Genomic DNA, 12,408 nt, shown 5'->3' with positions numbered 1-12,408 from the left:
ATGACTTTCCTTCCATGTAACCGCCACATTTACTCCATCAGTTGTAGTGAGGATTTCGTCACTTTGTGCAAACTCGTCCACTGATGTAGCCTTATATGTGGTTTCTGTTCGTCGGTTCGTAAGTTTGTCTCGGGCTTCCTTCAGACCCAGTCTCGCGACTACGCCCTTGCCGTCAACTATCAGTTTCTTTCACACTACCACCTACAACGGTCTTTCACCGCCTAGTCATTACCCATGCAGGGCAAACACAAAAAAGCCGCCCGAATCCTCCAGGCGGCTTTTGCATTTATAAGATAAGACTAATTTAAATTCTGCTGATTATCGCGTCGGTCATCTCTTTGGTGGACACGGCTTTCATGCCGGGACCGAGGATATCTCCCGTTCTGATGCCGCCCTTCACACAGGCATCAACAGCATTGCGGATGGCAGCAGCCGCATCGTTCAGATCAAAAGAGTACTCCAGCATCATGGCCAATGAGAGAATCTGGGCGATAGGGTTGGCTATGCCTTTACCGGCGATGTCGGGGGCAGAACCACCAGAGGGTTCAAAGAGGCTGATCTCTTCACCCAGAGAGGCGGAGGGCAGCATACCCAGAGAACCGCAGATGGCGGCAGACTCATCGGAGAGGATGTCTCCGAAAAGGTTGGAAGTTACAATAACATCAAACTGAAGAGGATTGAGCATCAGCTGCATAGCCGCATTGTCCACGTACATATGGCTCAGCTCCACATCGGGATATTCGTGAGCCAGTTCGGTCACAACCCGCCTCCAGAGTTTTGAACTGGACAGTACATTAGCCTTGTCCACGGAGCAGAGCTTCTTTTTCCGTTTCCGGGCGGCTATGAATCCCTGGCGGGCAATCTTTTCGACCTGATCAGACGTGTAGACCATGGTATCCAGTCCCATGGTGTCGGTCAATTCTTTGGGTTCACCGAAGTAAATACCATGGGCCAGTTCCCGAACGGTAAGGATATCCACCTTATCCCGCAGAACTCTTTCAGAAAGAGGACTCATGGATTTCAATTCTTCATAGATAACAGCCGGTCTGAGATTGGCATAGAGTTTTAGCATTTTCCGCAGAGCCAGAAGCCCCCCCAGTTCAGGAGTTTTTTCTGGAGGAAGACCATCCCATTGGGGGCCTCCGATGCTGCCCAATAAGACGGCATCCGCGTTTTTGCAGATTGTTTTTGTTTCAGCAGGTAGAGGAGATCCTGTCGCGTCATAGGCACATCCGCCGATGAGTCCATGGGTCAGCTCCATTTTAAATCCGAATTTTTCTTCTACCCTGGACAGAACCTGCAGAGCAGATTCCATAACTTCCGGTCCAATCCCGTCACCGGGAAGGACGGCTACTTTATAAGACATTTTTATTCTCCTTGCTACTAAAGCCCTATAGGTCTTTGTTCTACGAAAGCCCTGAAGTGCTTTAGTAATTATATGCTCAGGGCCTAAGGGCCTTCGTGATTATTTTCTAAAGGCCTAAGGGCCTTAGTGATTATTTGCTCAGGGCCTAAGGGTCCTCATACTACTAAAGCCCTAAGGGTCCTTGTACTACCAAAGCCCTAAAGTGCTTTCGTAATTATATGCTCAGGGCCTAAGGGTATCAGTTATTTCCTTCTATCCTGTTCACCGCGCAGAGCAGAGCTTTCAGAGAGGCGGCATTGATGCTGCTGTCCACTCCGACTCCGAAGTAGGAGCGCCCCTTGCTGTCGGCTACCTGTATATAACAGACGGCCTGAGAGTCGGCTCCTTCTGTCAGGGCATGCTCGTCATAGGAGAGAAAATGCACCTTGGGAGCCGATGTAGATTGGAGAGCATGAAAGAATGCATCGATAGGTCCGTTCCCCTGGCCTTCCAGTTTCATCTGCTCGCCCTTATATTTAAGAGTGCAGTCGATTCCCACATTGTGCTGTTCCAGACCATCATCGTTCACGTCCAGACGGGCATTGATCTCGTATTTCACCAAGGACCAGGGAGTTTTGACATTGAGATATTCCTTGCTGAACTCTTCAAAGATCTCCTGACTCTTCAGCTCTTTACCCGTGTCATCGGTGATCAACTGGATCTTTCGTGAAAACTCGGGATGCATGGCTTTGGGTAGTTTGTACCCGAACTGGGTATCCAGAATAAAGGCAACCCCGCCTTTTCCGGACTGGCTGTTGATTCTGATAATTGCTTCATACTCCCGTCCCAGATCCGTGGGATCCATGGGTAGGTAGGGAATATCCCAGAAATCAGCTTTAACCGCATTGTAGTTATCAAGCCCCTTCTTGATTGCATCCTGATGGGAGCCTGAGAAGGCCGTGTAAACCAGCTCTCCCGCATAGGGGTGACGTTGATGTACATCCATCCGGGTGCATCCTTGATAGACATTCGTAATATGTTCAATGTCAGAGAAGTCCAGTTCGGGATTCACACCCTGAGAGTAAAGGTTCATAGCCATGGTGATCAGGTCGGAATTCCCTGTCCTTTCTCCATTGCCGAAGAGGGTTCCTTCCACTCTATCCGCCCCAGCCATAAGAGCCAGCTCGGCAGCAGCCACAGCGGTCCCCCTGTCGTTATGAGTATGAAGACTGATGAGGATACAATCCCGTTTCTTGATATTCCGGCTGAACCACTCAATCTGGTCGGCATGGATATTGGGAGTATGCATTTCAACAGTGGCCGGCAGGTTCAGGATCAGCTTGTTTTCTGGAGTAGGCTCCAGAACATCAATGACGGCTTCACAAATTTCCTTGGCAAAGTCCAGCTCTGTTCCGGTAAAGCTTTCGGGGCTGTACTCGTAACGGATGTTGGTCTCCGGATATTCTGCGGCAATCTCTTTGATCAGCCTGGCCCCTTCTTCGGCAATCTGAATGATTTCTTTCTGATCTTTTCCAAAAACGACATCTCTCTGAACGGTGGAAGTGGAGTTATAAAAATGCATGACAACATTCTTGCAGCCTTTTATGGCCTCGAAAGACCGCCGGATAAGATGCTCCCGGGCCTGAGTCAGCAGCTGAATGGTCACATCAGCGGGAATGAGATGTTTGTCGATTAATGTTCTGAGAAAGTCAAACTCAGTTTGAGATGCAGAAGGAAATCCTATCTCAATTTCTTTAAAACCAATTTTTAGCAGCAGCTCAAACAATTCCAGTTTTTCTTCCACACTCATGGGAATGGGTAGTGCCTGGTTTCCGTCGCGTAGGTCTACGCTGCACCAATAGGGTGCTTTTGTAATGGTCTTTTCAGGCCATGTCCGGTCAGGCAGTGAGACTGGGGGGAAGGGTTTATACTTCCTGTAATCGTAACTCATTGAATACTCCTGTACTACTGGAGTGAATAATATCACTCCAGTGTTTAAAAAGTGGAGGCCTAAGGGCCTTGTAGTACGGGTTTCTGATAAGAGACCCGCCCATTATGAAAAAAATTGGTTATTTATGTAAATACTATAATAATCTCCCATGGGAAGTCTACACATATGCCATTTATGTCAGAATATTTACCAGAGAAAACAAAGCATTCCACTAATGCTTTACCCGTTCCTCCGTCAAATGGTAAAACTGATGTATGAATGTATTGATCCATACTCTTCAGGGCGTCGTACCTGTATTCCTCCTCATTGTTATTGGAAGCATCCTTAAACATAGAAAAGTGATCGGTCCTGCCTTCCAGAAGAGTTCATCCATCATCTGTTTCAAACTGGGTTTGCCCGCTCTGATTTTCTTAAAAATAGCTGGACTGGACTTCTCGGGTGTCTTTAATATTAATGAAATACTCATCCTGTTGGCCATCGCCCTGATCACCATGATAACAACACTTCTCCTCAGCCTGCGCCTTAAGGATGTGACTCAACGGGGAGCTTTCTCTCAAGGGGCATTCAGAGGAAACATTGCCATCATTGGCCTGGCCCTTGTTTTAAATCTTTACGGTGAAGACCTGGCGGCCAGAGGAGCCATGATCGTGGCAGTCATGCTTCCTGTATTTAATATACTTTCGGTCATAGCCCTGACCATACCCCGTCATGGCATGTCCTTAGAAGGCTTGATCCGTTCCCTGAAAAACATAATCACCAATCCTATCATAATGGCAGTTCTGGCCGCATTGGGTTTTTCACTCTTTAAGATTCCCGTTCCTGTCCTTTTAGGACGATTACTGAAATACCTTGCCGATCTGGCACTGCCCCTGGCCCTGATCAACATCGGTGGCTCCCTTTCTGCCAGAGGATTCAGGGAAAAAGGAAAAATTGCCCTGGCAGCTGCTCTCATTAAGGTTGTACTTCTTCCGGTGATTGCAGTGATAATTTTCTACAAAAAGGGGTATAATCAGGAAGAACTTGGATTAATATTCCTAATTGCGGGAGCACCTACTGCATTATCGAGTCACATTATGGCTGATGCCATGGATAATGATGGAGACCTTGCTGCGTTGATCATAATGGTGTCAACGACTCTAGCTGCTGTAACTACATTGATCGGGATCAGTATAATAAACAGTCTTTAAGACCGCAGGAGAGAATAAAATGGATTTTGACAGAATAATTGACCGAAAGGGCAGCAATGCGGCCAAATGGGACAGCAAGGTTCTCAAAGCCCGTTTCGGTGATGAAAATATGCTGCCCTTCTGGGTGGCCGATATGGATTTTGCCTCACCTCCGATTGTCGGAGAAACCCTGAAAGAACGGGCGGATCATGGGATCTTCGGTTACCCCGCGACATCAAAGCACTTCCTGAAAGCCTGGCAGGATTGGGCGATAACAGAACACAACTGGAAAGTTCCCCTCTCTAAAGTCTGCTTCACTCCGGGAATCGTAGGCGCCATGAGCCTGGCTGTTCACCTTTTCTCAAAACCAGGAGATTCTGTCATCATTCAGGAGCCGGTATACCAGCCCTTCAGAAATATGATCGTCCGGAACAACAGAAGACCGCTGGTCAATGAGTTGAAACTGGAATCAGGACGTTATGTCATGAACTTCAATGATCTTGAAGAGAAGGTATCCAGCCGGGACTGCTCTCTCATGCTGCTTTGCAGCCCCCATAATCCGGGAGGAAGAGTCTGGAACTGTAAGGAACTGGGAGAACTGTCACGGATATGCATTAAATACGGAGTCTTTGTAGTTTCCGATGAGATCCATGCCGATCTGGTTCTGGGAGAAAAACGCCACATCCCCTTCTCATCTCTTTCAGATGAATGTGCTGCTAATACTATGACCCTTATGGCTCCTTCCAAAACATTTAATATTGCCGGGGAGAAGCTTTCAGTGGCTGTTTTCGGTTCGCAGGAAAGGCAGAAAACCTACAGTGATGCTCAGTTGGCCTTCAGCAGCGAAGAAGGATCAGCTCTGGCTCTAGCCATCGGCGAAGCCGTCTACAAGGATGGATCAGAGTGGCTTTTCGCCCTGAAAAGATACCTCCGGGAAAATGTACTGCTGATTGAAAATTTTTTGGAAAAAGAGTTGCCCCGAGTCAAAATGATGAAACCTGATGCTGGATTTATCGGATGGCTGGATTTTAGAGGATTGGGACTCAGTCATAGAGAAATTGAAGATCGATTTCTGAATATAGGTAAAATAGCCATGTTAGACGGACACTGGTTTGGTCAGGGTGGAGAAGGCTTTTTTCGTCTGAACTTCGGCTGTCCCCGCTCTCTATTAAAGGAAGGACTGGAAAGGATTTCAGCCTCTTTGTCGGATCACTTCGTACATTAGGATTCCAGCGGCAACCGAAACATTAAGAGAATCCACATGCCCAGTGGTGGGAATGCTGACCATCGTATCGCATTTATCTTTGAGCAGACGGGATATCCCCTTACCCTCAGATCCCAGAACCAGACAGGTTCTTCCTTTCAAATCTGTCTCCGGGGCTGTAGATCCACCCATGTCGGCGCCATAGATCCAGAATCCATTCTCTTTCAGTGTTTCCAGAGCTCTGGCAGAATTGCTGATCTGAAGGGTGGGAACCCAGGCATGCGCCCCCACTGAAACCTTGGCAACAGTGGCATTGATACCGGCACTTCTATTCCCCGGAATAAGAACAAGGTCGACAGAAAACTGATCGGCAGATCTGAGAATGGCTCCCATATTATGGGGGTCTGTGATCCCGTCCAGAAGGAGAACAAGAAGCTGTTCCTCCCCATTTTTTTCCATCATGAAGTTTTTCAGATCGGTGTAGTGGAGTGCGCTTCCAGGTGAAGCCTGTTTCAGGATCTGGACAAAAAGGGCACCCTTATGACCATCTGCCCCACTCTTCCGGTCCATTTCAGAGGGAGTTATTTTGCTGACTGTAATATTCCTGGATTGAGCCAGAGTCTCGAGATCGGCGATCCTTTTATTGCTTTTACAAACATAAAGAACTCCATCACCGGTTTTCATACTTTCCATGATGCTGTGATAGGAGCTGATAATTCGTTCCATAAATTGTTTTCCTTTCAACTACCAGAGCTCCACGGAGCTTCGGGTGCTATATTAGCTCAGGGCCTAAGGGCTTGAATTCAGTATGAACTGAATTTGGGCAATCAGATCTTTCATTGTAAATGGTTTGTGTATTAATGCGGCATTCCTGAGATCCGACAGATTCTTAAGACGTTCTTCTGTATAACCGCTCATAAATAATACCGGCACATCATACCCTAAAGATCTAAGGTTATGAAATGCCTGGACACCACCCATTTCGGGCATAATGACATCTAGAAGGAAAAAATCAATCTTTTCAGAGCCCTCCTTCTTCTCTTTCAACGCCTCTATCAGATCTTTTCCGTTGATAAAACTCTTGATGATAAATCCGTTCTTTCTAAGCATCGTCTCAGTCAGCTGCCTGACCATGGGATCATCCTCGGCCATATAGACCACTGTATTCACTACCGGCTCAATAGTATCCTTGTGAGACATATCCACATTTCTATTGTCTGGAGGATCGACTCTAGGCAGGAAGATATGAAAACAGGTTCCTTTCACAGGGTCAGTTTCCACACTCAGATACCCTTGATGCTGCTTGATAATCCCGTAGACAATCGAAAGTCCCAGGCCTGTTCCCTTCTCCCTCTCTTTTGTCGTAAAAAAGGGGTCAAAAATTTCGGGCAGTATTTGTTCATTAATCCCGGAACCACTGTCCTGAATTGTGAAGTGAACATAGTCTCCCGCAGGAATGACACCGTCGAGTCCCAGAAAAGAATGTATAGAGGAATATATAGACTGTCCTATTTTCAAAAGTCCCCCGGATTCCATGGCATCCCGTGCATTAAGACAGAGGTTAATCAGAACCTGCTCAATCTGCTGCTTATCGGCAATAACCCAATCCTCCGCACCCTGCAGATCTGACTCCAACTGAATATTTTCCTCAAGAAGCCGTCTGAGTATGGGAATCAGGTTCTGGATGAGATGAGACAGGGAAAGAGCATTCATGTCCAGATTTTCTTTTCTGCTGAACAGCAACAACTGTCTTGTCAAATTCCGGGCGCTGGCGGATGTTTTCAAAATAGGTTCTACATATTCCAGGATCTTTGGCTGGGTGCATTCCTCTTTCAGAAGCTGACTGTATCCCAGAATTATTTGTAGTAGATTGTTAAACTCATGGGCTATACCTCCTGCCAGTTTTCCCACAGCTTCCATCCTGGCAGCCTGACGCAACTGTTCCTGACTTACCTTCAAGGCAGCCCTGGTCTGGGACAACTCAGAGAAGTCTTGAATAATGCCTGTAACAATGGATTTCCCGGTTTCAGGATTTTTCGCCATCCGGGCCATGATATGTAGAATGAGACGCCCCTCCCTTCCAGGGATGGTCATCAGGGTTTTAATCAGCCTATCTTCTTCCTTTAAAATATCAGGAAGGGGATGGCCTCTTTTCCAATCAGTAAAAATAATTTTCATCAAGTCCAGAGACTCGGGAACTTCCTTGAAATAAGGATCGATTCCGGTCAAAGAAAAAACTTCCCGGGAAAACCAATAACTGTCAAATTCAGGATCATACTCCCAGTTCCCCACCATTGCCATGGCCTGAGCGTCCCTCAATCGCCTCTGTTCATTGTACAGAATCTGCTGAACCTCATCTGAATCGGTAATGTCTCGAAAGACGATGATCACCCCCAGGAGTGTATTATCTTTGGGATCATGGATAGGAGAGGCACTGTCTGCAATATGGATTTTCAGCCCGTTTTTATTGACCAGAATAGTATCCGAAGCCAGCTCAATCCGTTGATTCTCATCCAGTACCTGCTGCACCGGATTGTCCATGGAAACACCGGACACGCCGTTTTGCAGAGGAAAAATGAGGGAGAGCGGCTGTCCTGCAGCCTCTTCCAGAGTCCATTCAGTAATATCCTGTGCAATTTCGTTCATAAAGACGACTCTGGATTGGCAATCAGTCGAGATAACACCATCCCCTATAGAATTGAGGGTTGTAAATAGTTCGTTCTTCTGACGGGACAGCAGAAGGGAAGACTTATTGAGGAGAAAACTCTGCCTGACAAGGGTGATGATTAGAATGAGAACTACTAAAAAGGAGGCTGCCAGCAATTGGATTGTTATCTCATAACTACCACCTTCTTTAAATGAATTTAAAAATAAAGCTTCATCAGGAAGACGAGAGTTTTTGAGGCCCCAGTGGTTCATTCTGTTCTGGTCGATGACAAAAATGGAAGTATCTCTTTCAACGACGGGTATAGAGGAGGGATCCTTACCGCTGAGAATACTCCCGATCTGATCTATGACCAGATTAGCCTGAACTGTTCCTGAGGTGACCTTTCCCCCCAGAACGCCCGGACGGATATGAAGAAGATTAAAGACTGGGACTGAAGTTGAATCCTGAAGTCTCTGAATGAGCGCTTTTTCTCCGATATATTCTCCCAGCCGATCCCGGTACCAGCTGGTCAACAGGATGATAGAATCCTTATGTAGGGTACTACTCCATTCTATAAGTTCATCAGTACTGAAATCATTCAGTCCCCTATAGTAAAACTCCAGCTGCCCCAGTTGACCTCTCAAAGCATAGGTCTGATCCTCCACCATATGCCTGTTCCCCTCCCCTGTGGGAGTTGCATCGATGATAACAAACACTTTTTTTAATCCTGGAATAAGTCTGTAAGCCAAGGCCAGGGTCTCCGCCAGATTCACCCGGCTGATAACCCCTGTGTGAGGAACGGTCAACAGGTTTTGAACTTTGGGGTAATCGTTGACACCGCAGAAAACAAGGGGGACCCCGGGGAAAAGGTCTTTTCCAGGTCCTGCCATAAATTGCAGGGCATTATCATCGACGGCAACGATCAGCATCAAACCGGAACTGCTGTGATTTTGAAGATTTGTGAGTATTGCCGGCACCCTCTCTTTCAGGGGATGACGCTTGCTGTCCATATATTCCAGACGCAGTTCAACACCTGGGAATTGTTCTTTCATTCCTGATAGAAGAGTCGTGTAGATGTCGTCTTCCCAGTCATGTCCCGGGTGATAAGAGAATAAGAAAAGGATGGTTTTACCCGTATTCTGCTGTGCAAGATCCTGTGATGTCAGAAAGCTGAGTTGAAATATGAATAGAATGATGAATAAAACCCTGGTGAAAAGATTCATATCCCCTCCGACAGATTTCACAAATGAATAAAAGTTTAACATGTATCTCTCTTTATAGGGGAGACATCATTCTGTTATTTATGGGAACTGGACCCGGGAAATTTTAAAAGATATTCTTTCAGAATCATAATTCCCTTTTCCATTTTATGGGAGGAGAGAATCCCATAGCCGAAAATAAGAGTATCTTCATATTGATCCGGAAACTGACTATGAATGGCTACAGGATAAAGAATCAGCCCTTTTATCTTTAATTCCAGTATTGTTTGCCGATCGAAGATTTGTCCAGGAAATCTGACACAGAGGTGCAGCCCCGCCGCAGCACCCAGGATTTCAATACTGTCAGCGAAGTGCAGAGATAAAGCATTCAGAAGTATCGACCTACGGCTTTTATAGCGTTTCTTCATTTTCCCTATATGCCTGATATAGTCCCCGGAATCGATGAACCGGGATAAAACAAGCTGATCCAGGGTCGCATTATGCAGATCGGCGTACCATTTAAGGCGTCTGGCTGTCTCCAGCAATGCCGGCGGCAGAATGAGGTAAGCCGTACGCAGAGCCGGGCAGAGTGTCTTGCTGAAGGTCCCGCAGTATATCACCCGGTTTTTATCCAGTTCATACAGGGGCTGCAATGGCTGAACATCATAGCGGAATTCACTATCATAATCATCCTCCAGAATAAAACAGTCTTTTAACCGGGCATATTCAATCAGCCGGATCCTCCTGGTGATACTCAAAGTTCCTCCCAGGGGATACTGATGAGAAGGCGTCACATAGCAGAATCCGGGGCTTAAGTCTTCGGATATATCCCTGACATCCAGCCCCTTTTGATTGATTGGTATGGGATGACACACTCCTCCATTCAACTCGATGATTCTGCTGATATCCCCAGTTATGGGATCTTCCAGAATAACATCCTGCTTCTTTCCAGAGGAAAGAATCAGCTTCGTGACCAGACTTATGGCTTGGGTCGTTCCTGATGTGATAAGAATCTGACGAGGATCACATTGAAGCCCTCTTGCGGACTTCAAATACTCAGCAATGGACTGTCTCAGTTCCCACCGTCCCTCGGGAGGACCATAAGCCAGATCAACGGCTTTCAGATGATCCAGGACTGCTCTATAGTGACCCAGCCACTGTTTTGCAGGAAATAAATTCAGGTCGGGAAGACCACTGCGAAAATCAATAAGAGAGCTATCAAACCCTGAGAGGGTCATGGGGGGAATTGGTGCAAGAAGGGGTGTAAGAAGATCTTTATTTTCGGGAAGAGAGTGAAGGCCTTCGGCAACAAAACTACCGTCTCCCTGTTTTGTTTCCAGATAACCTTCGGCATAGAGCTGATCATAGGCACTCACAACAACATTTCTTGAAACCCTCAATTCTTCACTGAGAGTTCTACTGGCAGGAAGGCGATGGCCGCCTTTCAACTGTCCCTGAAGAATTTTTTCTCTGATTTCTGAATAAATCTGATGACTCAGAGATTGTGCGGATTTCCTATCAATCCCTATAAAGAACATCCGGCCTCCTATTGGTACTGTCATTATATATTGAAATTGGAACTTCCATAAGTCCAATTATGATTTTATCTTTTAAAGAGGATTATCAACTCCGTATTTTTGAGAGATGGTCCGGGAGGGATCTTTGAGGAATCATAAAAATACAGGAATATTGCAGGCTTTCATGGCCTTTTCTCTGGGAGGAAGCACTGTGGTGGCTGCAAAGCTTCTCACAGGAAGGATTCCCCTGTTCCTATGCTGTTTTTTGAGCATGGCCACAGGATTATTAATACTGATACCGCTTCAACTGAAGGAATGGCAGGTACTGAAGTCCCTGACAAAAAAGGAAATTGGAAATATATTCCTTCAGGGATTCTCCGGCATGCTTTTATTCAGGGTTTTCACAATCCTGGGGCTTCAATATACATCGGCTGCCAGTGCCGGTCTCATCACAAGTTCCGGACCAGCCGTCATGGCTCTGCTCTCCATGTTCTTCCTGAAGGAAAAACCAGGGAATAATAAAATTTTGGCCCTTGTTCTGACGATTCTCAGCCTTATTCTGATCAATACAAGCAGTGGAGAGAGTATCCGATTTTCTTATAGGGGGAATGGTCTGATCCTGCTGGCAGTGCTCTGTGAATGCGGCATGACATTAATCCGAAAATCACATGGGAGATCGATTCCGGCCTTAACAAATACCACGGTTCTTGTACTGGCCTGCCTGCTTATCAGCTTTCCCATGGCCTTGTGGGAGCTGAGCATTTTCCCCCTTTCCATGCTGGCCCCCCGTGACTGGATAGTTCTCCTCTATTATGGGTTATTCCCCACGGCGGCAGGCTATCTTCTCTGGGCTTCGGGAGTGATGAAGATTCCCGGCAGCATGGCCGGAGTCACCATGGCTGCGGCTCCCCTGTCGGCCCTGGTGCTGTCTGTACTCATCCTGAAGGAACGCCTGCAGATCCGCCATTGGATCAGTGGGATTCTAGTGGTCGCGGCCCTCCTTCTGGGGAACCGTGAATCAGGGACTCTTAAGAAACGTCTTCTTTAACCAGGGTTTTGCCTCAAACAAAGCCGTCCTCCCTGTTCTCCTGCAGGGGTTTAAGATTCAGTTCATCCAGAATTTCCTGACTCAATTCAGGAGGGGTTTCCAGAAGAGAGGGTGTTTCCACAAGTTTTTTGAGTATATCGATGGCTCTGGCACAGTAGATTCCCTCAGAGATGCGGTCATCCAGGGTATAGGTCACCTTGACGACACTCCGGCTGATGATTTGACCTTCCTTGTTCATGGAATAGACCCTTTTGATCTTTCCAATGGCGGCAAAGAGTCCGTTATTACCCCACTCAAAAAGGTGGTGGAAAGGTGCATCCACCCCGACACT

9 protein-coding genes are annotated in these 12,408 nt (G+C 46.8%); 3 read left to right on the top strand and 6 right to left on the bottom strand.

The window, feature by feature from the left end; all coding sequences use genetic code 11:
- Positions 1 to 304 precede the first annotated feature (304 nt).
- Together leuB and leuA are read right to left on the bottom strand one after the other, a co-directional pair.
- A complete protein-coding gene (leuB, locus tag PF479_RS16440) occupies positions 305 to 1,366 on the bottom strand; it encodes a 3-isopropylmalate dehydrogenase (RefSeq protein WP_298008756.1) in 1,062 nt (353 codons plus the stop codon).
- Between the two features lie 238 nt (positions 1,367 to 1,604).
- A complete protein-coding gene (gene leuA / locus PF479_RS16435) occupies positions 1,605 to 3,296 on the bottom strand; it encodes a 2-isopropylmalate synthase (protein ID WP_298008754.1) in 1,692 nt (563 codons plus the stop codon).
- Between the two features lie 254 nt (positions 3,297 to 3,550).
- Between leuA and PF479_RS16430 the strand changes: the two genes are divergently transcribed.
- Positions 3,551 to 4,483 carry an AEC family transporter gene (locus PF479_RS16430; protein WP_298008752.1) on the top strand — a complete coding sequence of 311 codons (933 nt, stop codon included), beginning with the start codon at positions 3,551 to 3,553 and terminating at the stop codon, positions 4,481 to 4,483.
- Positions 4,484 to 4,502: 19 nt separating this feature from the next.
- Positions 4,503 to 5,687 carry a MalY/PatB family protein gene (locus PF479_RS16425; RefSeq protein WP_298008749.1) on the top strand — a complete coding sequence of 395 codons (1,185 nt, stop codon included), beginning with the start codon at positions 4,503 to 4,505 and terminating at the stop codon, positions 5,685 to 5,687.
- Here the strand turns inward: PF479_RS16425 and rlmB are convergent.
- From rlmB to PF479_RS16410, 3 genes are all read right to left on the bottom strand, one after another.
- Positions 5,655 to 6,392, bottom strand: a complete 738-nt coding sequence (gene rlmB, locus PF479_RS16420) for a 23S rRNA (guanosine(2251)-2'-O)-methyltransferase RlmB (protein WP_298008746.1) — start codon at positions 6,390 to 6,392, stop codon at positions 5,655 to 5,657. The genes PF479_RS16425 and rlmB overlap by 33 nt on opposite strands.
- A 63-nt stretch (positions 6,393 to 6,455) precedes the next feature.
- On the bottom strand, positions 6,456 to 9,536 hold the full coding sequence (locus PF479_RS16415; protein WP_298008743.1) for an ATP-binding protein: 3,081 nt from the start codon (positions 9,534 to 9,536) through the stop codon (positions 6,456 to 6,458).
- A 74-nt stretch (positions 9,537 to 9,610) separates the two neighbouring features.
- Positions 9,611 to 11,050, bottom strand: a complete 1,440-nt coding sequence (locus PF479_RS16410) for a PLP-dependent aminotransferase family protein (protein ID WP_298008741.1) — start codon at positions 11,048 to 11,050, stop codon at positions 9,611 to 9,613.
- A 124-nt stretch (positions 11,051 to 11,174) separates the two neighbouring features.
- On the opposite strand from PF479_RS16410, the gene PF479_RS16405 reads away from it, so the two are divergent.
- Positions 11,175 to 12,077: a DMT family transporter gene (locus PF479_RS16405; protein WP_298008738.1), complete on the top strand. Its 903-nt coding sequence runs from the start codon at positions 11,175 to 11,177 to the stop codon at positions 12,075 to 12,077.
- A gap of 13 nt (positions 12,078 to 12,090) precedes the next feature.
- Here the strand turns inward: PF479_RS16405 and PF479_RS16400 are convergent.
- Positions 12,091 to 12,408, bottom strand: a 318-nt coding sequence (locus tag PF479_RS16400; RefSeq protein WP_298008735.1) for a 2-oxo acid dehydrogenase subunit E2, incomplete at its 5' end; no start/stop codon positions are given.

Source organism: Oceanispirochaeta sp. (assembly GCF_027859075.1).
Taxonomy (GTDB): Bacteria; Spirochaetota; Spirochaetia; order DSM-2461; family DSM-2461; genus Oceanispirochaeta.
This window is presented reverse-complemented; position numbering and strand designations above follow the sequence as displayed.